At 74.7% G+C, this 22350-nt stretch carries 23 protein-coding genes; 7 read left to right on the top strand and 16 right to left on the bottom strand.

The window, feature by feature from the left end:
• Positions 1 to 24 precede the first annotated feature (24 nt).
• Positions 25 to 897: an Fpg/Nei family DNA glycosylase gene (locus tag DQ240_RS08050; RefSeq protein ID WP_113839096.1), complete on the top strand. Its 873-nt coding sequence runs from the start codon at positions 25 to 27 to the stop codon at positions 895 to 897.
• Positions 898 to 944: 47 nt separating this feature from the next.
• On the opposite strand, the gene DQ240_RS08045 is transcribed toward DQ240_RS08050, so the two are convergent.
• The 3 genes from DQ240_RS08045 to DQ240_RS08035 form a co-directional block, all read right to left on the bottom strand.
• Positions 945 to 2492 (bottom strand): GAF domain-containing protein, encoded by a 1548-nt coding sequence (locus tag DQ240_RS08045; RefSeq protein ID WP_113839095.1) that lies wholly within the window; start codon positions 2490 to 2492, stop codon positions 945 to 947.
• Positions 2493 to 2648: 156 nt separating this feature from the next.
• Entirely contained in the window at positions 2649 to 3848 is a 1200-nt protein-coding gene (locus DQ240_RS08040; RefSeq protein WP_233498584.1) for an MBL fold metallo-hydrolase, read from the bottom strand.
• Between the two features lie 25 nt (positions 3849 to 3873).
• The gene (locus DQ240_RS08035; RefSeq protein WP_113839093.1) at positions 3874 to 4410 is read right to left on the bottom strand and encodes a copper chaperone PCu(A)C; all 537 of its coding nucleotides are present in this window, start codon (positions 4408 to 4410) and stop codon (positions 3874 to 3876) included.
• An 82-nt stretch (positions 4411 to 4492) separates the two neighbouring features.
• Here DQ240_RS08035 and DQ240_RS08030 point away from each other — a divergent pair, with 82 nt between their 5' ends.
• The 3 genes from DQ240_RS08030 to DQ240_RS08020 all read left to right on the top strand — a co-directional run bounded on the left by DQ240_RS08030 (position 4493) and on the right by DQ240_RS08020 (position 7178).
• The gene (locus DQ240_RS08030; RefSeq protein WP_158548597.1) at positions 4493 to 4939 is read left to right on the top strand and encodes a MarR family winged helix-turn-helix transcriptional regulator; all 447 of its coding nucleotides are present in this window, start codon (positions 4493 to 4495) and stop codon (positions 4937 to 4939) included.
• Positions 4940 to 5176: 237 nt separating this feature from the next.
• The gene (locus tag DQ240_RS08025; protein WP_199589158.1) at positions 5177 to 5554 is read left to right on the top strand and encodes a DUF485 domain-containing protein; all 378 of its coding nucleotides are present in this window, start codon (positions 5177 to 5179) and stop codon (positions 5552 to 5554) included.
• The gene (locus tag DQ240_RS08020; protein ID WP_199589157.1) at positions 5547 to 7178 is read left to right on the top strand and encodes a cation acetate symporter; all 1632 of its coding nucleotides are present in this window, start codon (positions 5547 to 5549) and stop codon (positions 7176 to 7178) included. Before DQ240_RS08025 ends, DQ240_RS08020 begins: the two co-directional genes overlap by 8 nt.
• 94 nt (positions 7179 to 7272) lie before the next feature.
• Here the strand turns inward: DQ240_RS08020 and DQ240_RS08015 are convergent, their stop codons facing one another.
• From DQ240_RS08015 to DQ240_RS08005, 3 genes are all read right to left on the bottom strand, one after another.
• Positions 7273 to 7533 (bottom strand): hypothetical protein, encoded by a 261-nt coding sequence (locus DQ240_RS08015; protein WP_199589155.1) that lies wholly within the window; start codon positions 7531 to 7533, stop codon positions 7273 to 7275.
• 99 nt (positions 7534 to 7632) lie between these two features.
• Complete coding sequence (locus DQ240_RS08010) at positions 7633 to 8493, bottom strand: manganese catalase family protein (protein ID WP_113839090.1); 861 nt, start codon at positions 8491 to 8493, stop codon at positions 7633 to 7635.
• Positions 8494 to 8647: 154 nt separating this feature from the next.
• A complete protein-coding gene (locus DQ240_RS08005; RefSeq protein WP_113839089.1) occupies positions 8648 to 9379 on the bottom strand; it encodes a sensor histidine kinase KdpD in 732 nt (243 codons plus the stop codon).
• Positions 9380 to 9442: 63 nt separating this feature from the next.
• Here DQ240_RS08005 and DQ240_RS08000 point away from each other — a divergent pair, with 63 nt between their 5' ends.
• A complete protein-coding gene (locus DQ240_RS08000; RefSeq protein WP_233498583.1) occupies positions 9443 to 10123 on the top strand; it encodes a response regulator transcription factor in 681 nt (226 codons plus the stop codon).
• Between the two features lie 92 nt (positions 10124 to 10215).
• On the opposite strand, the gene DQ240_RS07995 is transcribed toward DQ240_RS08000, so the two are convergent.
• The gene (locus DQ240_RS07995) at positions 10216 to 11682 is read right to left on the bottom strand and encodes a PH domain-containing protein (protein ID WP_233498582.1); all 1467 of its coding nucleotides are present in this window, start codon (positions 11680 to 11682) and stop codon (positions 10216 to 10218) included.
• Between the two features lie 77 nt (positions 11683 to 11759).
• Positions 11760 to 12272: a PH domain-containing protein gene (locus DQ240_RS07990; RefSeq protein WP_113839088.1), complete on the bottom strand. Its 513-nt coding sequence runs from the start codon at positions 12270 to 12272 to the stop codon at positions 11760 to 11762.
• A gap of 58 nt (positions 12273 to 12330) precedes the next feature.
• Between DQ240_RS07990 and DQ240_RS07985 the strand changes: the two genes are divergently transcribed.
• Positions 12331 to 12660: a rhodanese-like domain-containing protein gene (locus tag DQ240_RS07985; protein WP_233498589.1), complete on the top strand. Its 330-nt coding sequence runs from the start codon at positions 12331 to 12333 to the stop codon at positions 12658 to 12660.
• A gap of 51 nt (positions 12661 to 12711) precedes the next feature.
• Here DQ240_RS07985 and DQ240_RS07980 read toward each other — a convergent pair whose 3' ends face one another.
• The 6 genes from DQ240_RS07980 to DQ240_RS07960 form a co-directional block, all read right to left on the bottom strand.
• Positions 12712 to 14328 carry a long-chain fatty acid--CoA ligase gene (locus tag DQ240_RS07980; protein ID WP_113839086.1) on the bottom strand — a complete coding sequence of 539 codons (1617 nt, stop codon included), beginning with the start codon at positions 14326 to 14328 and terminating at the stop codon, positions 12712 to 12714.
• A 51-nt stretch (positions 14329 to 14379) separates the two neighbouring features.
• Positions 14380 to 15279 carry a hypothetical protein gene (locus DQ240_RS07975; RefSeq protein ID WP_113839085.1) on the bottom strand — a complete coding sequence of 300 codons (900 nt, stop codon included), beginning with the start codon at positions 15277 to 15279 and terminating at the stop codon, positions 14380 to 14382.
• Positions 15276 to 15794 carry a SigE family RNA polymerase sigma factor gene (locus DQ240_RS07970; protein ID WP_233498581.1) on the bottom strand — a complete coding sequence of 173 codons (519 nt, stop codon included), beginning with the start codon at positions 15792 to 15794 and terminating at the stop codon, positions 15276 to 15278. Before DQ240_RS07970 ends, DQ240_RS07975 begins: the two co-directional genes overlap by 4 nt.
• A gap of 120 nt (positions 15795 to 15914) precedes the next feature.
• On the bottom strand, positions 15915 to 17252 hold the full coding sequence (locus tag DQ240_RS07965; RefSeq protein WP_158548595.1) for a sigma factor-like helix-turn-helix DNA-binding protein: 1338 nt from the start codon (positions 17250 to 17252) through the stop codon (positions 15915 to 15917).
• Between the two features lie 92 nt (positions 17253 to 17344).
• Positions 17345 to 17827, bottom strand: a complete 483-nt coding sequence (locus DQ240_RS23235; RefSeq protein WP_158548593.1) for a hypothetical protein — start codon at positions 17825 to 17827, stop codon at positions 17345 to 17347.
• A gap of 27 nt (positions 17828 to 17854) precedes the next feature.
• On the bottom strand, positions 17855 to 19063 hold the full coding sequence (locus DQ240_RS07960; RefSeq protein ID WP_113839082.1) for a cytochrome P450: 1209 nt from the start codon (positions 19061 to 19063) through the stop codon (positions 17855 to 17857).
• 39 nt (positions 19064 to 19102) lie between these two features.
• On the opposite strand from DQ240_RS07960, the gene DQ240_RS07955 reads away from it, so the two are divergent.
• A complete protein-coding gene (locus tag DQ240_RS07955; RefSeq protein WP_113839081.1) occupies positions 19103 to 20041 on the top strand; it encodes a DUF5926 family protein in 939 nt (312 codons plus the stop codon).
• A gap of 66 nt (positions 20042 to 20107) precedes the next feature.
• Here DQ240_RS07955 and DQ240_RS07950 read toward each other — a convergent pair whose 3' ends face one another.
• On the bottom strand, positions 20108 to 20893 hold the full coding sequence (locus tag DQ240_RS07950) for a hypothetical protein (protein WP_113839080.1): 786 nt from the start codon (positions 20891 to 20893) through the stop codon (positions 20108 to 20110).
• A gap of 216 nt (positions 20894 to 21109) precedes the next feature.
• Entirely contained in the window at positions 21110 to 22327 is a 1218-nt protein-coding gene (locus DQ240_RS07945; RefSeq protein WP_233498580.1) for an arginine deiminase, read from the bottom strand.
• Positions 22328 to 22350 lie beyond the last annotated feature (23 nt).

Below are 22350 nucleotides of genomic sequence, written 5' to 3'. Positions count from 1 at the left end.
GCCCGCGGCGTGGATCATGGCCGGGTGCCCGAGTTGCCCGAGGTGGAGGCGCTGGCCGCGTTCCTGCGGGAGAACGCCGTCGGCAGGATCCTGACGCGCGCGGACCTGGCCGCCGTCCAGGCGATCAAGACGTTCGACCCGCCGCTGTCGGCGCTGGGCGGGCTGGAGGTCACCGGTGCCTCCCGGCACGGCAAGTTCCTGGACCTCGACGTCTCCGGGCTGCACCTCGTCGTCCACCTGGCCCGGGCCGGCTGGCTGCACTGGCGCGAGAACCTGCCCGCGGCGCCGCCCAAGCCGGGGAAGGGGCCGCTGGCGCTGCGCGTCCACCTCGACCCGCTCGACGCCGACCCGCCCGCCCCCGGCTTCGACCTCACCGAGCAGGGCACCCGCAAGGGCCTGGCGGTGTACGTCGTCCGCTCGCCGGCCGAAGTGCCGGGCATCGACCGGCTCGGCCCCGACGCGATGGCGGTCGACCGCGAGCAGTTCGCCGCGCTGCTGGCCGGCCGCAGCGGACAGCTGAAGGGCGCGCTCACCGACCAGACGCTGATCTCGGGGATCGGCAACGCCTACTCCGACGAGATCCTGCACGCCGCACGGCTCTCGCCGTTCAAGATGGCCGACAAGCTCACCGACGACGAGGTCATCCGGCTCTACGAGGCGATGCGCGCCGAGCTCACCGACGCCCTCGACCGCCAGCTCGGGCAGCGGGCGGCGACGATGAAGGGCGAGAAGCGGTCGGGCCTGCAGGTGCACGCCCGCACCGGCCTGCCCTGCCCGGTGTGCGGGGACACCGTGCGCGAGGTGAGCTTCGCCGACACCTCGCTGCAGTACTGCCCGACCTGCCAGACCGGCGGCAAGCCGCTGGCCGACCGCCGGATGTCCAAGCTGCTGCGCTGAGCGTGGAGGGGATTCGTGGGCGTTCCGCCCGCGGATCCCCTCCACGCTCAGGCGAGCAGCTCCTTGGTGACGGCGGACTGCTCGGTCAGCACGCCGCCGATGAGCTGCTGGGTCTCGTTGATGCTCTCGACGAGCGTGCTGATCGCGGCCAGGGCGCTGACGACCCGCTCGACCTGCTGCTGGATCGCCGTCACCTTGGCGTCGACGTCCGTGGTGGCCTTCGCGGTCTCCGTCGCCAGCTCCTTGACCTCGTTGGCGACGACGGCGAAGCCGCGGCCGGCCTCGCCGGCACGGGCGGCCTCGATGGTGGCGTTCAGCGCCAGGAGGTTGGTCTGGTCGGCGATCCCGCGGATCACCTTGACCACCTCGCCGATCCCGCGGCTGGACTCCCCCAGCCCGGAGACCTCCTCGTTGGCCTGGGTGGCCAGCCGCTGACCGTCGGCGGCGACCGCCGTCGCCGACAGCACGTTGCGCTCGACCTCGGAGATGGACTCCAGCAGCTGCCGGCCCGCCTCGGCGAGGCGCTCGGTGGCCGCGAACCGCTCCAGCGCCTGGCCGAGGAGGAAGGCGGCGCTGCGCAGCGCCGCGGCGCGGCCGGGGGCCAGGACGAGGGTGCGGGTGGCGAAGAAGTCCATGGTCCCCACGACCTCGCCGCCGACCATGATCGGCAGGCAGACACCGCTCTTGACGCCCGCGCGGCGGGCCGCCGGGGCGCGCACGCAGTCGGTCATCTCCGCGAGGTCCTCGACGAAGAACAGGTCGCGGGTCTTCCAGGCCCGGCCGGAGAGGCCCACGCCCTCGCGGAAGGACGCCTTCAGGGTGACCTCGCGGAACTCCTGGCCGGCGCTGCCCGACTCGAGCACGAAGTGCAGGGCCCGGTCGCGGTGGTCCACCGCCCAGTAGGAGCCGTAGTCCCAGTGGAAGCCGTCCCGGATGGTGGCGAGGGCGCGCTGCATCGCCTGTTCCCGGGTGGTCGCCGAGGTGACCTCGCGCAGCAGGTCGGTGACCGCCTGGGTGTCCTCGGCCGCCTTGGCGTGGCGGACGGCGGCGCCCATCCGCTCGAGCGCCTGGGACACCAGCACGCCGATGGCGCGCAGCGTCCCGAGGCGGGCCGGCGAGAGCTCCAGCGTCTCGGTCGTGAAGAAGTCCATCGTGCCGGTGACGACGCCGTCCTCGGTCAGCGGGATGCAGACGCCGCTGCGGATCCCGAGCCGCTGGGCGACGGGCGCCCGGACGCAGTCGCGCAGCTCGCCGAGGTCGGCGACGGCGACGAGGTCGCGCTGCCGCCAGGCCCGCCCGGCCAGGCCCACGCCCTCGGCGAAGGTGGCGGTGCGGGTGACCTCCCGGAACTCCGGGCCCGCGTCGCCGGACTCCTGCACGAAGCGCAGGACCCGCGCGGCGGGGTCCACCCGCCAGTAGGAGCCGTACGTCCAGCCGAAGCGCTGGCGGACGAGGTCCAGCGTGGCGGAGACGGTGGCCTCGAGGGTGGTGCTGTCCCGCAGGGCGGCGACGACCTCCGTCACGGCCTCCACGTTGGCCCGCGCCTCGACGACGGACGGGGTCTCGGCTGCAGCGGGTCGACGGGCGAACGGCATGACGGGACTCTCCTGTGAGCTGCCGAAGTGCCGGGATCGCTGTTGACCCGACTCCAGGACCTTCGGCCCCGGCTGCAGCGGAGTTGAGTCCGAATCGACTCCGTTAAGACAATAAAGTCGAGCGCAACGAAACGGGATCGGTCTCGTTTCGCCTGGTCAGCGCGATGCTCGCCGCTCGGCCAGCCAGGCGCCGGCCCGGGCGACGACGCTGGAGACGGCCCCCGCGTCGTCGCCGCCGTCGTCCACCGGGGAGCCGACCGCGGTCCACCAGTCGCGGGTCGACGGCGCGGCGAGGACGTCGATGCGCTCACCCGGCCGCGGGACAGCGACCCGGACGTCGGACCGCTCCGCCGCCGCGCACAGCCGCTGGATCGGCTCGGCCCAGCCGTGGAAGCCCAGGTTGAACGTCGCCCAGTGCACCGGGACGAGCAGGCCGCCGCCCAGGTCGCCGTGCGCCCGGACCGCCTCCTCGGGCGTCATGTGGATGTACTTCCACGCGTCGTTGTAGGCGCCGACGGGCAGCAGCGTGAGGTCGAACGGCCCGAGCCGGGCGCCGATCGCGGCGAACGCCGGCGTGTAGCCGGTGTCGCCGCCGAAGAACACCCGGTGCCGCGGGCCGGCGACCACCCAGGAGGACCACAGCGTGGTGTCCCGGGTGAGGAAGCGTCCCGAGAAGTGCCGCGCCTCCGTGCAGGTCAGGGTCAGCCCGGCGATCTGGACCTCGCCGTCCCAGTCGAGCTCGACGACCCGGTCCTCGGGCACGCCCCAGCGGCGCAGGTGCGCCCCGATGCCCAGGGGGACGACGAACGGGGCCCGCTGCCGCTGGACCAGCTCGCGGACGGTGGGCAGGTCGAGGTGGTCGTAGTGGTCGTGGCTGATCAGGACGGCGTCGACCTGGGGCAGGTCCGCCAGCGGCGACGGCACCGGGTGCAGCCGCACCGGACCGACCAGCGGCGACGGCGACACGCGCCGGCCCCACACCGGGTCCACCAGCACGCGACGCCCGTCGACCTCGAGCAGCGCGCTGGAGTGCCCGAACCAGGTGACGGCGAGCTCGGCGGCCTCGGCCGGGAGCGGTGTGGGGGCCAGCGGCACGGGTCGGGCCGGGACGCCCCGGTGGCGCTCCTCGCGCATCTGGCGCAGCAGGGTGCGGCGGTCCTCGCTGCCGGGCAGCGACGGCGTGGCGAGCGTGTTGCGGAACCGCCCTTCGGAGAAGTGCGGCGACCCGGCGACGTGCGGACGCAGCGCCCGGCGGCTCGCGCCGAGGGCGACCGGGAGGCCCCAGGCGGCGCGGGTCAGCCAGGCGACCGGGGCGGCGAGGAGTGCGGCGGCGAGCAGTCCGCGAGGCGAGGGCACCCCTCGAGCATCCCAGCCGCCGCGGTCAGGTGCTCGGGTCCTCGGCCGGGTCGGGGAAGTCGTACGGCGCCTCCGCATCGGTGCGCTCGGCGGACACCATCGCCTCGACCGTGACCGTGCCGGCGTCCTCGAACACGAACGTCACCGGGATGGACTGCGAGGACCGCAGCTCGGTGCCGAGGTCCTCGAGGACGATCGACGGGGCTCCCTCGGCGCCCACGGGGACGTTGTCCTCCGGCGGAACGCGGATCGGGGCCGGTGCGCCGTCCACGGTGATCCGGGCGTCGGCGAAGTCGGGGCCGCGGACGTCGACCAGCTCGTCCGCCTGTGGTCCGGTGTTGGCGATGCCGAGGTAGAGCGGGGCGTCGTCCCCCACCTCGTAGACACCGTCGAGCGGGAAGGCCAGCTGCACCTGCAGCACCTCCAGCTCGTCGGTCACCTCGGCGTCGGGTCCGATCGCACCGCTCGTGTCGACGTCCGGCAGTTCGTCGCCGCCGCACGCGGCGGTCAGGCCGGCGGCCACCGCCAGGACGGCCGCCCGGCCGGTGAGTTTCGTGGGCATGGATCTCGCTCCCTCCGGATGCTGTGCCCGGCCGGATACCCGGCGATTGTCAGTCGAAGCCAACTGTTGCCATACTGCAACAGTGACCGAGGACGACGTCGCCCTGCTGACCGTGGCGCGGGCGGTCGTGGGCATCTCCGCTCGAGCCGCCGGCCGGCTCGGCGCCGTGTCGGTGGCCCAGTTGCGCGCCCTCACGCTGCTGCGGGATCTGCCCGGGGCGCCGCTCGCCCGTCTCGCGGCAGAGCTCGGCGTCACCGTGTCGACGGCGAGCCGGTCGGTCGAGCGGCTCGTCGGTGCAGGGCTGGTCGACCGGCGCGTCGTCCCGACCAACCGGCGGGCCGTCGAGCTGCACCTCACCCCCGTGGGCGAGGACCTGCTGACGCGCTACGACCAGTCGCGGCTGGCCGAGCTGCGGGCATGGCTGGACCGCGTGCCGCGTGGAGGCCGGGCGGCGGTGGGGGCGGCGCTCGCCGACCTGGCCGCCGTGGCCGGTGGCGCCGCCGGAGTCCTGACCGAGGAGCTCCGGTGACCGAGCGGCCCCCCACGGATGGGACCGGCGGCGACCCCGTCTGCTGGCTGGACCGGGTGTGCCCGGCGTGCGGTCGGCTGGTCGAGGGCGAACCCCGCCCGGACCGCTGCCCCGAGTGCGGGGAGCCGCTGCCGGAGGGGTGAGGGCGCTCGGCGTCAGATCGGTCTCAACTGGTGCCGGTCGCGGCGGCACTACCTAGAGTGATGCCGCTCACACGACGACGTCCAGGAGGCCACGGTGACACCACCCACGGAACGCCGGATGCTCACCCCCGAGGAGTACCGGCAGGCGCAGGACTCCCCGGAGTTCACCGAACTACGGCGCCGCTTCCGCCGCTTCGCCTTCCCCATGACGGTGGCGTTCTTCGCCTGGTACCTGCTCTACGTGCTCCTCTCCACCTACGCCGACGACTTCATGGCGGAGAAGGTCTTCGGCGACGTCAACGTCGGGATCCTGCTCGGCCTGGCGCAGTTCGTGACGACGTTCCTCATCACCCAGCTCTACGTGCGGCACGCCGGGCGCAACACCGACCCGATCGCCGACGAGATGCGCGACCGGCTCGAGCACCACGAGTACGCGCGCGGGACCGGCGCCGAGGGAGCTCCCCGTGGCTGACACCGTCGTCCTGGCCGCCGACTCGACCATCGGCGAGCCCGCGATCAACATCGCCATCTTCGGCGCGTTCGTGCTCGTCACCCTGGTGATCACGTTCCGGGCCAGCCGCAACAACAAGACCGCGGCCGACTACTACGCCGCGGGCCGCAACATCAGCGGCCAGCAGAACGGCCTGGCGATCGCCGGCGACTACCTGTCGGCCGCGTCGTTCCTCGGCATCGCCGGCGCCATCGCGCTGTACGGCTACGACGGCTTCCTCTACTCGATCGGCTTCCTCGTCGCCTGGCTGGTCGCGCTCCTGCTCGTCGCCGAGCTGCTGCGCAACACCGCCCGGTTCACCATGGCCGACGTCCTCGCGTTCCGGATGCGGCAGCGACCGGTCCGGATGGCCGCGGCCATCTCCACGCTGGCCGTCTGCCTCTTCTACCTGGTGGCGCAGATGAGCGGCGCCGGCGGTCTGGTCACCCTGCTGCTGGGCGTCGAGGGCGACGCCGCGCAGGCGCTCGTCGTCATCCTGGTCGGCGCGCTGATGATCATCTACGTCCTCGTGGGTGGCATGCGCGGGACCACCTACGTGCAGATCATCAAGGCCTCGCTGCTCATCGCCGGTGCGCTGGTCATGACCCTGTGGGTGCTGACCGAGGTCGGCTTCAACCTGTCGACCCTCCTCGGCGACGCGCAGCAGACCTCGGACACGGCGGGCACCGGGATCAACGTGCTGGCGCCGGGCGCCCAGTACGGCGCGACGGCGACCTCGCAGCTGGACTTCGTCTCGCTGGGGCTGGCGCTCGTCCTCGGGACGGCGGGCCTGCCGCACGTGCTGATGCGCTTCTACACCGTGCCGACGGCGAAGGACGCCCGTCGCTCGGTGCAGTGGGCCATCTGGCTGATCGGCATCTTCTACCTGTTCAGCCTCGTGATCGGCTACGGCGCCGGCGCGCTGGTCGGACCGAACGAGATCGCCAACGCGCCGGGTGCGGTGAACTCCGCCGCGCCGCTGCTGGCCTTCGAGCTCGGCGGCACCGTGCTGCTCGGCATCATCGCCGGCGTCGCCTTCGCCACGATCCTCGCCGTCGTCGCCGGCCTGACGATCACCGCGTCGGCGTCGTTCGCGCACGACGTCTACGCGTCGGTGATCAAGAAGGGCGCGGTCTCGCCCAACGGCGAGGTGCGGGTCGCCCGCGTCACCGCCGTGGTGATCGGGGCGATCTCCATCGGGCTCGGCATCCTGGCCCTCCAGGCCGGGCTGAACATCGCCTTCCTGGTGGCGCTGGCCTTCGCCGTCGCCGCCTCGGCGAACCTGCCGACGATCCTCTACACGCTGTTCTGGAAGCGGTTCACCACCCAGGGCGCGCTGTGGTCGATCTACGGCGGGCTGATCACCTGCGTCGGGCTGATCGTGTTCTCCCCGGTGGTGTCGGGGGACCCGGCCGCGCTCTTCCCCGACGTCGACTTCGCCTGGTTCCCGCTCAAGAACCCGGGGATCGTCTCCATCCCGCTGTCGTTCTTCCTCGGCTGGCTGGGGACGGTGCTGTCCAAGGAGCGGCCCGACGTCGACAAGTACGCCGAGCTCGAGGTCCGGGCGCTCACCGGCATCGGGGCGGAGAAGGCCGTCGAGCACTGAGGACCCCCGTGCCCCCCACCACTCGCTCCGCTCGCGGCGGGCCCCTGCACGGGGGCCGCTCCGGGCGGGCGGGAGGTGGGTGGGCGCGGCTGGGCTAGGCGGCTCGGGCGGGGAGGACGTCGACCCGGCCGGGGAGCGGATCCGGGACGGCGGTGAGGACCGCGACGGGGGCGGACGCGGCGGGGACGGCTGCGGTGAGGGCGGCGGCGCGGCGATGGCGCAGGAACCACCGCGCGGTGAGGCCGCCGAGGACGAGCAGGCCGGCGGCGGCGTGCTGGCCCAGGTCGGTCAGGGCGACCGCCAGGGCGGCGGCGTAGACGACCGAGAGGAGCAGGGCGGGGACGGTTCGGGACACGTGCGGGACCTCCGGGGTCGGCGCCCCGCCCCGCCGGCGGCCGGTTCCGAGGAACCGGCCACCGGCGTGGCGACGGCGCGGGTGTGCTGAGAGGTCAGCTCACTTGAGCATGTCCTTCATCTTCTGCAGCGTGGACTGGCCGGGCTGCTGCGGCGTCGGGAACAGCCGCGGGTCGCCCGGGGGCAGGATCGGGGCGTCGGCGGTCGCTTCGATCGGGCGGGCGGCGAAGTCGGCGCGGCCGTCGACCGAGGGGCCGGACGCCCAGGGGCCGTTGGCTGCCTCGGGGCCGTCGGAGGCGTCGATGAACGTGTAGCCGAGGTCGCCGACCTCCTCCTCGATCGGGAAGGCCTCCGGCACCGGGATGCCCTCGAGCCCGTCCTCCTTGAGCTGCTCGATCGCGGCCAGCCACATCTGCTGGTGGTAGTGGTCGCGGGTGATGAGGAAGCGGAGCATGTCCTTGACGCCCGGGTCGTCGGTCATGTTGTAGAGCCGGGCGACCTGCAGCCGGCCCTGCATCTCCGCCGTGACGTTGTACTGGAAGTCGGCCATCAGGTTGCCGCTGGCGGTGACGTACGCGCCGGTCCAGGGGTTGCCCATGCTGTCCATGTAGCTGGCGCCCGCGCCGTTGACGATCGGGTGCTGCGGGTTGTGCTGCCCGTAGCCGGCGGCGGCCTCCTTGGTGCGGTCCGCGGCGTCGGGCTTGAGCGGGATGTGGTCCAGCAGCCGGTCGATCATCGTCACGATCATCTCGACGTGGGCCAGCTCCTCGGTGCCGACGGCGAGGAGGAGGTCCTTGTACTTGCCGGGGAGCCGGCAGTTCCAGCCCTGCAGCAGGTACTGGGTGGCGACCGTCATCTCGCCCCACTGGCCGCCCAGGACCTCCTGCATCTTGCGGGCGAAGTCCGGGTCGGGGCCGTCGGGCTTGGCCTCGTACTGCAGGGCGTGGGTGTGCGTGAACATCGGGCTCTCCCTGTCGTCGTCGCGCCGCCGCCGTTGCGGTGACGACAGTGATCTGCCCACCCCGGGTGGCCCGCCCGTGCCGTCCGCTGGCCCCCGGGTGCCAACCTCCGACGGAGTCGCTCGAGGGCGGTTCCCGCACTCGAGCGACTCCGCATCAGCGGTCGGGGAGCTCGATGGTCAGGGTCAGAGCGCCCGCGGCGTCCTCGGCCACGACCCGGCCGCCGAGCTCCTTGGTCAGCCGCTGCACCGACCACAGGCCCAGCCCGGTCAGGTCCAGCGGCGGGGTCGCCGTCCGCAGGTGCCCCACCACCCGGTCGGTCGGCACCCCGGCCTGGGTCAGCGCCAGGTCCACCCACCCGGGCCGGCAGGTCACCGACAGCAGCACCGGCCGCCCCTCATCGTGACGGTGGGCGTTCTCCAGCAGGTTGGTGAGGATCCGCTGCACGCGGGCGTCGGCCACGCTGACGTCGGCCGCGCAGCCCGTCATCCGCGTGGTCAGCTGCGCGTCGGGCAGACCCGAGGCGGCGATCGCGGCACGGACGACGTCCACCAGCCGCCGGCGGGCGGGTCCCCGCCGCTGCGCGCCCCCGGTGGCGTCGGCGGTGCGCAGCATGGAGGACAGGTGCGCGGTCTGCGCCCGGGCCAGCTCCAGCACCTCCGCCCGTTCGGGGGCGGTCCCGTCGAGGGACCTCAGCGCGGCCTCCAGCGAGGCCAGCGGGCTCTTCATGTCGTGGCACATCGCGCGCAGCAGCGCCTCGCGCGGATCGGGGACCTCCTCGGGGGCGGGGCGCCGCCGCCGGGTCAGGTGGGCGCGCACGACCCGGGTGAGGTCGGCCACGAGGCGCACGGGCGGGATGGGTGCTGGGGGGTTGGCGAGAACGGTCATGGGCACCTCCGGTGTTGCGGCCCGGTCAGACCCGCCGGCCGCTGACGACCGCGGAGGAACCGGGTGGATGACGCCGTTGCTGGACGTCGGGCCGAGCTGGACGTCGTCCTGGTGGACGACCACCCCCTGTTCAGCCGCGGCCTCGCACTGCTGCTGCCGGGGCTGAGCGAGGGACGGGTCAGGGTGGTGGGGACGACGGAGGACGCGTCGGCGGCCGCGGCCCTGGTGCGCCGCCACCACGCCGACGTCGCCGTGGTGGACCTGCACATGCCGCCGCCGGGCGGGACGCGGGCGATCGCCGCCATCCGCCGGGCCGACCCGATGGTCCGGGTCGTGGCGCTGTCCGGGCTGGCCGAGGCCGACGCCGCGCTCGAGGCGCTGCGGGCCGGCGCGGTGGGTTTCCTGCCGAAGACCGCCGACCCGGAGTCGCTGGTCAGGCCGCTGATGGCGGTGCTGGACGGCTGGTCGGTGCTGCCCGAGGACCTGCTGCGTCAGCTGCTGGACTCCTCCGCGCCGACCGGCGAGCAGGGCGTGGCCGAGCGGCTCAGCGCCGACGAGCGGCGGCTGTGGCGCCTGGTCGCCGACGGCACGCCGTCGGTCGACATCGCCACCACGCTGCACGTCTCCGAGCGCACCGCCAAGCGGCTGGTCGCCTCCCTGCTGCGCTCGCTGGGGGTCTCCACCCGGGTGGAGGCCGCCGCGCTCGCCGGCCGGGTCGGCCTGGGCAAGGGAGGTCCGTCCTAGTGGCCCGGACCGGTCCGTATCGGAGCGCATCGCGGTCGACCTACCCGGTCCGGTGATCGACAAGCCGGGCCGGGCGGTGAACGTCGCGTGACCTACGGGGCGAGCGTGCCGGCCCACTCCTCGGAGGCCGCCCGCGTGAAGGGGACGACGTCGCCGGCCGCCAGGTCGACCGCCGCGTAACCGCCGCTGCCGGCCCCGACGCAGGCGACGACGGTGGCCACCCCGGCGCGGCGCTGAAACGGCGACTGCCGCACCTGCCAGCCGACCACCGCCCGCCGCTGCAGCACGACCTGCTCCTGCACCAGCCAGCCGCTGCGGACGGCGAACGACCGCGCACCGGCCCGGTGCCCGAGCGCGGCGTAGCGGGCGAGCCCGACCGGGACACCCAGGAGCGCGAGCCCCAGCCCGGCCGCGAGCGCCGGCCACCACCCGAGCAGGGCGGCCAGCGCGCCGCCGACGACCGTGACGACCAACCCCGGTGCGACGGAACGGACGACCTGTCGCCGGCGCGCGGCGGCCGGGTGCCGGCGCAGCTCGCCGGGGTCCTCGACCAGGAGCCCGGCCAGGCGGTCCGCCTCGGCCCGGGGACCGAGCGGGAGCAGCTGCCCGCGGCGCTGCGCGGCCCCGAGTCCGGTGACCAGCGCGCTGACCCGGGCGGCACCGGCCCAGCGCAGCCCGAGCCCGGCCGAGACGCTGACGCCGCGGATCCGGTCGACCTCCAGCTCGGTGTGCCGGCGGGTGACCAGGCCGCGGTCGGCGACGAGGGCGCCGTCGCGGCGGACCAGCCGGAAGCCCCAGTTCACGACGGCCGCGCCGATCACGGCGCCGAGGGCCAGGAGGACGAGCGCGGTGCCGACCGCGAGCACGACGGCGAGCCAGCCGGTCAGGTGCACGCCGTCGACGTCGGGCCGCAGCTGGCGCGGCAGCTCGTCGAGCAGCCGGAAGAGGGCGCCCACCGCCGCGACCGGGACGGCGAGGTAGCTGCCCGCCAGCGGTGCGTAGAGCAGCCAGCGGGGGTCGAAGCGCGCGAGCTCCTCCGTGGCAGGCGCCGCCTCCGGAGCCGCGGGGTCGACGGCGCCGTCGGGGGCCGGGCGCCGTTGCAGCAGCCCGGCGCGCAGCCGCTCGCCCTCGGCGCGGGTCACCCCGTCGACGACGACCTCCTCGCCCTCGGCGGTCGTCGCGCCGGCGGCGGCGTCGATGCGCACCCGCACCAGCCCGAGCAGCCGGTGCAGCAGCGGCCCCTCCACCTCCACGCCGCGGATCCGGTCGCGGGGGACGGTGCGCGCCGAGCGGGCGAGCAGGCCGCGGGTGACCACCACCGCCGTCGGCCCGTCGGTGTAGCCGAAGCGGGACCAGTTCAGCGCGGCGAAGCCCAGCGAGGCGAGGGTGACGCCGACGGCCAGGAGGACCACGGTCGTCGTCCCGCCGTCGAACCCGATCACCGCACCCAGCGGCAGCACGACCGGCACCAGCTGGCGGGCCTGCTTGAAGGTGACGGTGTGCACGAGCACGACCCGGGGGGACGTGCGTCGCGGCCCGGCCCCGGGTGGCAGGGTCACGGTGCTGTCCGGTTCGCTCCCGCGGGACGCTCCGCTCCTCGCTCGTTCCTGGCTGCGATGCTCACGCCCCTGTCCGCTCACGTGGCCTCGTCGCGGACCTGCTCGGCCCGGCGGGCGAGGTCGGTCGCGACCTGCTCGGCCACGCCGGCCGGCAGGTGCGGCACCCGGACGGTGCCCTGCGACGACGCGGTGAGGACGGCGACGGTGGCCAGGCCGTACGCCTGCTGCAGCACCCCGCGGGTGACGTCGACGGTCTGGATGCGGGCGATCGGCACCAGCGTCCAGGTGCGGGTCAGCCAGCCGGTGAGCGCATAGACCGCCTCGGGGGTGACCTCCCAGCGGTGCACCCGGAAGCGGATCCACGGCTGGAGACCGATCGCCACGACGGCGTACAGCGCCAGCAGCGCGGGACCTGCCCACGGCAGCGCCGAGAGCGGAGCGTCGTCGGTGGGGAGGAGGGCCAGGGCGAGGACGAGCACGACGGCCCAGAACACCGTGCCGATCACGCCCTGGGTGACCCACAGCCGGATCGCCGCCCGCGGCAGGGGCCAGGCCGGCTCGCGGACGGGGGCGCTGCCGGTGGCGGTCATCGGCGCCCATGCTGCCAGCCGGAGGCGACCCCGCCCGCGTGGGACGATGGACGTCGTGATGCCGCAGCAGGTCCCGACCGTGTCCGCCGCCGAGGTCCCCGAGGACGCGGTCGTCCTCGACGTCCGCGAGGACGACGAGTGGGTGCACGGGCACGTCGAGGGCGCGACGCACATCCCGATGGGGCAGGTGCCCGCGCGGCTGGACGAGGTCCCCGAGGCCGACCTGCTCTACGTGGTCTGCCGGGGCGGTGGCCGCTCCGCGCGGGTCGTCGGCTGGCTCAACCAGAACGGCTTCGACGCGGTGAACGTCGCCGGCGGGATGGGCGACTGGGAGGCGATCGGCCGGCCCATGGTGAGCGAGACCGGCCAGCCCCCCTTCACTCGCTGACCTCCGGGCAAGTGCGCACTTCTGCACGGTGCAGAAGTGCGCAATCGCCCGTCAGCTCTCGAGCTCGTACTCGGCGAACTTCGAGCGCAGGTCCTTCTTGGAGAACTTCCCGACGCTGGTCTTGGGCACCTCGTCGATGAACTCCACCGCGTCGGGCATCCACCACTTCGCGACCAGCGGGCGGATGTGGTCGAGGATCTCGGCCTCGGTGGCGTCCTCGCCGTCCTTGAGCACGACGCAGGCCAGCGGCCGCTCGTCCCACTTCGGGTGCGGGATGCCGACGACGGCGGCCTCCTTCACCTTCGGGTGGCTCATGATCGCGTTCTCGAGGTCCACCGAGCTGATCCACTCGCCACCGGACTTGATCAGGTCCTTGGTGCGGTCGGCGATCCGGATGGAGCCGAACGCGTCCAGCGCCGCGACGTCGCCGGTCTTCATCCAGCCGTCGGCCGTGGTGAGCTCCACGCCCGCGTCGGGGTTGTAGTAGTCCTGCGCGCACCACGGGCCGCGGACCTGCAGCTCGCCGGTGGCCTTGTCGTCCCAGGGCTGCGCCTCGAGGGTGTCGGCGTCGACGATGCGGGCCTCCACGCCCAGCAGGGGGATGCCGGCCCGGGCGCGCTGGTCGGCCTTCGTCGCGTCGTCGGCGCCGGCGTAGCGCAGCGGCAGGACGCCGGAGGAGGCGACCGGGTGGGTCTCGGTCATGCCCCACGCCTGCAGGATCGACAGCCCCACCTGCTCGCGGTAGGCCTCGCTCAGCGCCTTGGGCACCGCGGACCCGCCGCAGCCGATCTCGCGGAGCTTGTGCTCGCGGCCGGCCAGGTGCGGGAGCACGCCCTGCCAGATCGTCGGGACGCCGGCGGTGAACGTGACGCCCTCCTCCACGATCAGGTTCGCCAGGGCCTCGGGCTGCATCATCGGGCCGGGCATGACCAGCGAGGCGCCGGCGGCGGGAGCGGCCTGCGCGATGCCCCAGGCGTTGGCGTGGAACATCGGCACGACCGGCATCGCGACGTCCTGGATGCCGAGGCCGAAGGCGTTGGGCGCCATCACGCCCATCGTGTGCAGGAACGTCGAGCGGTGGGAGTAGACGACGCCCTTGGGGTTCCCCGTGGTGCCACTCGTGTAGCACATCGAGGCGGCCGAGTTCTCGTCCGTGACGGAGAAGTCGACGGGCTGCGCCTCGGCCAGCAGGGTCTCGTAGTCGAGCACCCGCGGGTCGTCGGGGATCTCGTTGTCGCCGCCGTCGTCCATGACGACGACGTGCTTCACCGTCGTCATGGTGTCGACGAGCTTCCAGAACAGCGGGAGCACCGAGCGGTCGACGAAGACGACCTCGTCCTCGGCGTGGTTGGCGATGTAGGTGAGCTGCTCGGGGAACAGCCGGATGTTGAGCGTGTGCAGCACACGGCCGGTGGACGGCGCGGCGAAGTAGAGCTCCAGGTGCCGCTGGCTGTTCCAGCCGAAGGTGCCGACCCGGCCGTCGGCGCTGATGCCGAGGGTGTCGAGCACCCCGCCCAGCCGCCGGGTCCGGTCGGCCCACTCGGCGTAGGTGACCCGGTGGACCCCGTCGGGTCCGGCCGTGGCGATCGTGCCGTCGCCGTAGTGCTGCTCGACGTGCCGGAAGATCGCGTCGATCGTGAGGGGGTAGTCCTGCATCAGGCCGCGCATGGCCTGGATCGTGCCAGTGACGGCCGCCACCTTCTACCCGTGGGTAGCCGGTCAGCCGAAGGTGGCCCGGAGCCCCTCGACCAGCACGGCCATCGCCTCGACCGAGGGGCGTCCGGTGTCGAGCTGTGCGGTCGCGGAGAGCACCCACAGGCCCGCGCCTCGGGTGTCCGGGACGGCGACGGTCAACTGGGGGCCGAAGCGCTCGTCCATGCCCGGGCAACGGACGAGCAACGTCCCGTCGTCCCCGGTGGACGTCCAGCACGGGGCGGGGCCCGACGCCGTCATGGCGTAGTCGGCCTGCAGCCCGTCGACCGTGGTCCCGTCGCGGAGGAGCACCACGCTGAACACGTAGTCGTCCATGCCCTCGCCGGGCCGGGGGACCGGGAACCACGTGCACCCGACCGGCCCCCTGGGCTGCTCGTCCGCCGCGTGGACGAACTCCCCGCCGAGGGCCGCCCCGAACCGCGGGGACAGCAGTGGGCAGGTCGCCGCGTCCTCCTCGCTGGGGACGGCCGGAGCCGGAGTGGCCCCCGGTACCCACGAGTCCCATGCCGCGGGGGCGCTCAGGACGAGCGGCCCGCCGACCTGGGCCCCGAAGGCTGCGAACTCGGCGGCCTCGGCCTCGGCTCGCGCATCGGCCGCTGCGGACGCCTCGGCGGCGGCCGCCCGTGCCTCCTCCGTGGCGACTGCCTCGGCGTCCGTGGTGGCCGGCGCCGTCGTCCCGCCTGGACCCGCGGCCTCGCCGGGCTCGGCGGAGAGCGAGCCGATCGCCGTCGGCACGGCGACGACGACGGCCACCACGGCGGCCGCGGCGGCGACCAGCCCCGCGCGGGCGCGGCGCTGCCGGCGGTGCCGGGTGATCACGGCCTCGGGGGAGACCGTGGGGTCGGCCCACGTCAGGTCGTCGGCGAGGGCGGACAGGCGGGCGGAGAGGTCGTGCTCCACGGTCACGAGGACCTCCTCGACGTGGGCTCGGGCACCGGGGCGAGCAGACCGCGCAGCGCGGCCAGCCCCCGGGTGACGTGGTTGTTCACGGTGCTGCGGGAGCAGTTCATGAGCCGTGCGGTCTCCTCCTCGCTCAGGTCGTCGAAGTACCGGAGCACCACGGCGGTCCGCATCCGCGGCGAGAGCCGCAGCAGCGCCGTCCGGAGCTCGTCGGCCTGGGCGTGCGCGGCCTGGAGATCGGCGCCGTCGCCACGGTCGGGCACCGCCTCGACGACCTGCTCGGTGCTGGTCAGCCGGCGCAGCCGGCTCAGGTGGGCGTTGACCATGACGCGTCGCACGTAGGCGATCGGCTCGTCCGCGGCGCGGACGGTCGACCACTTCCCGTAGGCCCGCGCGAGCGCGGTCTGCACCAGGTCCTCGCCGGAGTGCCGGTCGCCGGTCAGCAGCACGGCGGTGCGCAGCAGTCGGGGGCCGCAGTCGACGACGAAGTCGGTGAACCCGTCGTCCCGATCCCGTGCCACGCGCCCTCCGTCTCCCGTGCTCTCACTGGGATGACGCATCGGCAGGGGTGATCCACCCCAGCACGGCTCGGTCTCGGTTCGGCAACGGGCCGGTCCGGGGTGGTGACGATCGTGAGCCGCTCAGCCGTAGACCGTGGACACCGCCTCGGTCAGCACGGCCAAGGCGTCGGCCGGCGACCGCCCGGTCTGCGGCTGGACCCTCGCCGACAGCACCCAGACGCCGGCGTCGCGCGCGTCGCGGACGGCCAGCAGGAGGCGGACGTCGGTGCGTCCCTCCTCGTCGGGGCAGCCGATGAGCGCGCTCTCGCCGGGCAGGTCCGCCGACGGGCACAGGGTGCGGGAGCCGGGGCCCCCGGGAGCGAAGGTGCTCCGGAGCGTCTCGACCGACGTCCCGTCCCGGTCGTGCACGAAGCCGACGCTGAGCACGTAGGGGTAGTCGTAGGGCCCGCCGGCCGACAGTGGCCCCGGGGACGGCACCCAGGTGCAGCCGACCGGCCCGCGCGGCAGTGCGCCGGTCCAGTAGCCCATCGGTGCGTCGAGGGCCGCGGTCAGCCGGTCGGACAGCGGGGGACAGGTCCCCTCGTCCTCCTGGCCCGTCGTCCCCTCGGGCGGCCGTCCGCGGGGCAGCCACTGGTCCCACTCCGCCGGGGAGGTCAGGACCGGCGCCGCACCGATCCTGGCGACGGCGTCCTCGAGCTGGGCCTGCACCGCCGCGGCCGCCGCGGCGGCCTGCTCCGGGGTCCGCGCCTCCGTGGCCGGCTCCGTGCCGGTCCCCTCCCGGGCGGGCGCCGGCCCGAGGACCGCGGGGACGCCGATCAGCAGCGCCGCGGCCGCTGCGACGGCCCCCGCGGACGCCACGCGGGTCCGCCGCCGGCGCCGGATCCGGGCGGCGACGCCCTCGACCGGCACCGCCGGGTCGAGCCAGGTCAGCTCGTCGGCGAGGGCGTGCAGGCGGGCGCGCAGCTCCTCGGTGTCGTCGGCACCGGACGGGTGGGAGGCCCGGGGGCTCAGCAGGGGCCGCAGCGCGGTCACGGCGTCGTGGACGTCGGCCTCGATGCTGCCCGGCTCCGACCGGACCAGCCGTGCGGTCTGCTCGGCGTCCAGGCCCTCCGCGACGCGCAGCACGAGGGCGGCGCGTGTGCGGGGCGCCAGCTGGAGCAGGGCTGCGCGCAGCTCGGCCGCTCGCGCGTACGCCGGGTCGCGGTCGGCGTCGGGGCGGACACCCTCGACCACCTGCTCGCCGTCGAGGAGCCGCCGCCGGCTGAGGAAGGTCCGGATCACCAGCGCCCGGAGAGCCGCAGCGGGGTCGTCCGTCGACCGCCGGACGCCGGTGGCCGCGGTGAGCACCAGGTCCTCCGCCGACGCGCGGTCGCCGGTGAGCAGCACGGTGGTGCGCAGCAGCCCGGGCCCGTGGTCGCGCACGAGGTCGGCCGCGTCCCGACGCCGCTCCCGCTCCACGCGCCCTCCGTCTCTGGTGCTGCTCGTGGGGAGGCGCACCGGCACGGGCTCCCCGTCCCCCGACGTTCGGATCCGGACCCGCCGACGGTCGCCTACTCCGACTCCCAGGGATACCCGCGGTCGGCGAAGGCCGCACGGACGGCGTCCTTCGGCGCCTCGACCTGCTGGTCGAACAGCACGCGGCCGCCGGTGCCGTGGATGACCACCTTCTTGCGCTCCCGGTAGACGCCGACCACCTGCTCCCGGGACACCCGTCGGCGGTCCCGGCCGCGCACCACGACGACGGCGTCGTCCCCGACCTCGAGCTGGTACTCGTCCGCGATCACGAAGGCGGCCAGGCCCACGCCGGCGACGAGGCCGATCGCGGGGCGCAGCACCCACCACGCGGCGGAGTCGAGCGAGGCGAGCCAGTCCAGGACGCCGGAGAACGGGATGAAGGGCACGGCGTCCAGCCACCCGGCCAGCCAGGGAGCGGCGAGGAGCAGCGCCAGCCCGCCGCCGCCGAAGAGGGCGTACAGCCACGCCCTGTCCTCGCGGGTCATGCCGAGCACGGTCGGCCGGGGCCCCTCGTCCACCCGGGCGACCCTAGTGACCCGGCCGGCTCACCGGGTGAGGACGACGGGCAGCTCGGCCAGCCCGCGGATCACGAACTCCGGCCGGCGGTGGGGCGTCGCGCCGAGGTCCAGCCGGGAGGTCCGGGCCAGGAGCGCGCCGAAGGTGGCCTGGAGCTCGACGCGGGCCAGCGGCGCCCCGATGCAGAAGTGGACGCCGGCGCCGAAGGAGATCTGCGGGTTGGGCGTGCGGCCGACGTCGAGGGTGTCCGGCGCGGAGAAGACGGCGGGGTCGCGGTTGGCGCTGCCCAGCAGCGCGGCGATCTTCTGCCCGCGGGCGACGGTCACCCCGCCGATCTCGACGTCCTCGGTCGCGGTGCGCTCGAACAGCTGGAGCGGCGAGTCGTAGCGCATGAGCTCCTCGACCGCCGTCGGCAGCAGGTCGGGGTCCGCGCGCAGGCGGGCCAGCTCGTCGGGGTGCCGGAGCAGGGCCAGCAGGCCGTTGCCGGAGACGTTGACGGTGGCCTCGTGCCCGGCGTTGAGCAGCAGGATGCAGGTGGTGACCAGCTCGTCCTCGGTGAGCCGGTCGCCGTGGGAGTCGCGCACCGACACCAGGTGCGAGAGCAGGTCCTCGCCGGGTGCCCGCCGGCGCTCGGCGGCGAGGTCCCGCAGGTAGGCGACGAACTCGGCGGCGGCCCGCTCGGCGGCGTCCTCCACCGCCGTCGTCCGGCCGTACTCGTACATCTTCACGATCGCGTTGGACCACGGCCGCAGCAGCGGCCGGTCGGCGCCGGGGACGCCGAGCAGCTCGGCGATGACGGCGACCGGCAGCTCCTCGGCCATGCCGGAGAGGACGTCGACCGGCTGGCTGCCGGCGGAGCGCTCCACCAGGCCGTCGACCAGCTGACCGGCCAGCTCCTGCACCCAGGGTCGCAGCCGCTCGACGTGCCCGCGGGCGAAGGCGGTGCTGATCAGCCGGCGCAGCCGGGTGTGGTCCGGCGGCTCCATCTCCAGGATGGCGTTGCGGTGGATGAGGTTGAACGACCCGAACCGCTCGGCCGGTTCCCGGTCGCGCCAGATCCGGCCCAGCCGGCGGTCGCGCAGGACGGCGCCGGCCTCGGCGTGGGTGAACGCCAGCCACAGGCCCAGGCCCTCGTGCCACTGGACCGGCGCCTGCGCCCGGGCGGCGGCGAACGCGGGGTAGGGGTCGGCGACCACCGCGGGGTCGGCCAGGTCCAGGGGCGGGGGCGTGCCGGTCACCGTCGGAGCCTACGGATCGGGGGTCCCTACTCTGGAGCCATGGCCCGCTCAGCGACCCGCCGCAAGCCCAGCTCCGCCCCCGCCGCCGGGGGAGAGGTCAACCCCAAGGCGCCGTGCCCGTGCGGCTCCGGCCGCCGCTACAAGCACTGCCACGGCTCCGGCTACGCCCCGCCGGTGACCCGGCCCTTCGAGGGGCTCCCCGGCGAGCCGCACTGGGTGGCCCTGCGGGAGCTGGTGCCGGCCGCGACCGCGCCGCTGAGGACGACGGACGGCCGCGACGTCACGCTGGCCAGCGTGCTGCCCGGCGGTGCGCCGGCGCTGGTGCGGGCCAACGGCGAGATCCTGCTCGGCGTCCAGCTGCCGACCTCCTCCGACGACATCAGCCGTGACCTCGGGACCGCCCTGGCCGCCGCGCTCGAGGCCCCCAAGGGCGCGCCGGTGGACCCGGGCCCGATCGGTGCCGCGGGCTCGTCCGGGCCGCGACTCCAGGAGCTGCTCGACCTCGACGCGCCGTTCGACGTGACGGTGCACGAGGACTTCGCCTTCTGGCTCGAGGGGGCCGACCCCTCGCCGGCCGCGCAGGCCGGGCTGGAGCAGGCGAACCAGGCCGTGCTGCCCACCGTGATGCTGCCGGGCCTCGGTGCGGCCTACTGGGTGCGGCCCAGCGGTGAGCGGGCCCACCTGCGCTGGGTGCGGCCGGAGGCGGAGGAGCCGCTGCTCGACGCGCTGGCCCGGCTCTCGGCGTCCGAGGAGATCCTGCTCTGCGAGGGCACCCGCTACGCCGGCGCCTTCCGCGCGCACGGCCTCGTCGTCCCCGTCTGGGACCTCCCGGCCGACGCGCTGGCCGACGACTGGACCGACGCGGCGACCGACTTCCAGACCCGGCTGGAGCAGGCGCTGCAGGTGACCGACCCGCTGACCGCCGACGAACGTCGCGCCCGGGCCGGCCTGATCTCGCGGCAGATCACCCTGCGGTAGTCCCCCGGACACGACTCGGGCCCTGCATCCGATGGATGCAGGGCCCGAGTCGTGCTGGGCGAGGGATCAGGCGTCGGACGACGCCCGGCGACGACCCAGGAGGGTCAGGCCGGTGCCCAGGCCGAGCGCGATGAGCCCACCGGCGAGGTAGGGCGCCGGCTCGGTGCCGGTGTAGGCCAGCTGGCCACCGCCGGTCCCGCCGGTGTGCGCCACCGGGACGACGGCCGGCTGGTGCTGCTGCTGGGGCTGCGGGTGCACGACCGGCTGGGCCGGCTGGGGCTGGGGCTGCGGTTGGGGCTGCGGGGCCGGCTCCTCACCCGGGATGAAGGAGCAGAACTGCTCGATCAGGCCGGTCAGCACCTCGGCGGGCAGCCCGAGCGCGGCGCCGCCCTTCTCGATCAGGCCGACCAGCGTCTCGCAGCCCGCCTTGGGGTCGGTCAGCACGGCGAGGAGATCCGTGACGAGGGTCTCCAGCTCCCCGAGCAGCGCCTCGAGCTCCTCCGTGACCTCTTCCGCGTTGGCGCAGAGCGTCGCGACCACACCAGCGAGCGGGCCGGTCAGCGGGGCCAGCTCGACAGGCAGCTCGCCCATCCCGTCCTCGAGCGCGGCGCACAGCTCGGCGACCGGATCGGGGGTCTCCTGCCCCTGCTCGTCGGTGGGGACCACGTCCGCGGCGTCGGCCGTCGGCCCGTCCTCCTCGGGGACGGTCTGCTGCTGCTGCTGCTCCGCGGCCGGGGTCTCGGCCGTCGGTGCGGGCGGCGTGGGCAGCTGCTGCGGCGCCGGGGGCAGGCACTGGGTGGGGTCGCCCTCGGTCAGCCCGGTCAGGCACTCGGTGAGCGGACCGGAGGGCACGTCGGGCTCGTCGGCTGACGCGGCGGTGGGCGCGAGGAGAAGTGCGCCCGACGCGGTGACGAGTGCGACGAGCAGGCGAGATCTACGGAACACGGGTCCCCCGAGGGTGTCGGCGCTGGTCAGCGCGCGGCGAGTCCGTCACAGGGTCCGAGATCACGATGTGATGCGCATCCCCTCCCGAGCGCGCCACCACGGACGGTGACGGATCGGTCCCGCTCAGGTCAGCGCGTCGCGTGCCACCGGGCAGGACATGCACCGCGGACCACCCCGGCCGCTGCCCAGCTCCGCGCCGGCGATGCGCACCACCTCGATTCCCGCGGCCTCCAGCGCCGCGTTGGTGACCGTGTTGCGCTCGTAGGCGACGGCGAGCCGGGGGGCCAGGGCGAGGGTGTTGTTGCCGTCGTCCCACTGCTCGCGCTCGGCGGTCACCGGATCGAGGCCGGTGTCGATCACCCGCAGCCGGTCGATGCCCATCGCCCGGGCGGCGGCGGTCAGGAAGGGCTCGGGGCCGCGGACGACGAGGTCGGTGGTGTCGGCGTCGTCCGGTACCTCGTCCGCCGTCACCGTCCAGGCGACCAGCGAATCGGCCACCGCCGGGTAGACGACCATCGCGTCGACGTCGACCATCGTGGCGACGGTGTCCAGGTGCATCGTGGCCCGCTGCTGCGCGATCGGGACGACGAGCACGGTGTGCGCCAGCCCGCGGGCGAAGACCCGCCGCGCCAGCCGCTCCGCCCCGCCGGCCGTCGTCCGCTCGCCGACGCCCACGGCCACCACGCCGGGAGCGAGCAGCAGGACGTCGCCGCCTTCCAGGTGCTCCAGCGAGGGGTCGTAGAGCCGCTGCACGCCGGTGAACCGCGGGTGGTGGGCGTAGATGGCGCCGGTGATCGTCGTCTCCCGCCGGCGAGCCGGCATCGCCAGTGACGTGACGGCGACCTGGCCGCCCACCCACACCGAGGAGTCGCGGCTGAACAGCAGGTTCGGCAGCGGCGGGACGACGAAGTCCCCTCGCGTCATCAGCTCCCAGCCCAGCCCGCGGGCGCCGGGCAGCTCGTCGTGGGCGAGGCCGGCGATCAGCGTCGAGGCGAGCTCGGCCGGGGGGAGGTCGGCCAGGTGCTCGGCGGCGGTCCGGCGGAGGGTGGCGCCCAGCCGGGGGTCGTCGACCGCGGCCTCGACCAGCTCGGCGCGGGCGGCGGGGACGTCGAGCACCTCGGCCAGCAGCCGGTCGACGTACAGCACCTCCACCCCGCGGGCGGTCAGCTCGGCGGCGAAGGCGTCGTGCTCCTCCTGCGCCCGCGCCACCCACGGCAGGCCGTCGAACAGCAGCTCGTCGTTGTTGCGCGGGGTGAGGCGGCGCAGCTCGGCGCCGGGGCGGTGCAGCAGGACGGTGCGCAGCGGGCCGACCTCGCTGGTCACCCCGAGGGGAGCGTTCACCGGCCGAGGCTGGCACAACCGCC

Origin of the sequence: Blastococcus sp. TF02A-26 (genome assembly GCF_003319125.1) — a bacterium.
Lineage (GTDB): Bacteria > Actinomycetota > Actinomycetes > Mycobacteriales > Geodermatophilaceae > Trujillonella.
This window is presented reverse-complemented; position numbering and strand designations above follow the sequence as displayed.

Excerpts from the sequence above, each read along its gene's own strand:
- DQ240_RS08045 (WP_113839095.1), bottom strand. The coding sequence starts at position 2,492 with ATGCCGTTCGCCCGTCGACCCGCTGCAGCCGAGACCCCGTCCGTCGTC.
- DQ240_RS08035 (WP_113839093.1), bottom strand. The coding sequence starts at position 4,410 with ATGCCCACGAAACTCACCGGCCGGGCGGCCGTCCTGGCGGTGGCCGCC.
- DQ240_RS08010 (WP_113839090.1), bottom strand. The coding sequence starts at position 8,493 with ATGTTCACGCACACCCACGCCCTGCAGTACGAGGCCAAGCCCGACGGC.
- DQ240_RS08005 (WP_113839089.1), bottom strand. The coding sequence starts at position 9,379 with ATGACCGTTCTCGCCAACCCCCCAGCACCCATCCCGCCCGTGCGCCTC.
- DQ240_RS07990 (WP_113839088.1), bottom strand. The coding sequence starts at position 12,272 with ATGACCGCCACCGGCAGCGCCCCCGTCCGCGAGCCGGCCTGGCCCCTG.
- DQ240_RS07985 (WP_233498589.1), top strand. The coding sequence starts at position 12,331 with ATGCCGCAGCAGGTCCCGACCGTGTCCGCCGCCGAGGTCCCCGAGGAC.
- DQ240_RS07980 (WP_113839086.1), bottom strand. The coding sequence starts at position 14,328 with ATGCGCGGCCTGATGCAGGACTACCCCCTCACGATCGACGCGATCTTC.
- DQ240_RS07955 (WP_113839081.1), top strand. The coding sequence starts at position 19,103 with ATGGCCCGCTCAGCGACCCGCCGCAAGCCCAGCTCCGCCCCCGCCGCC.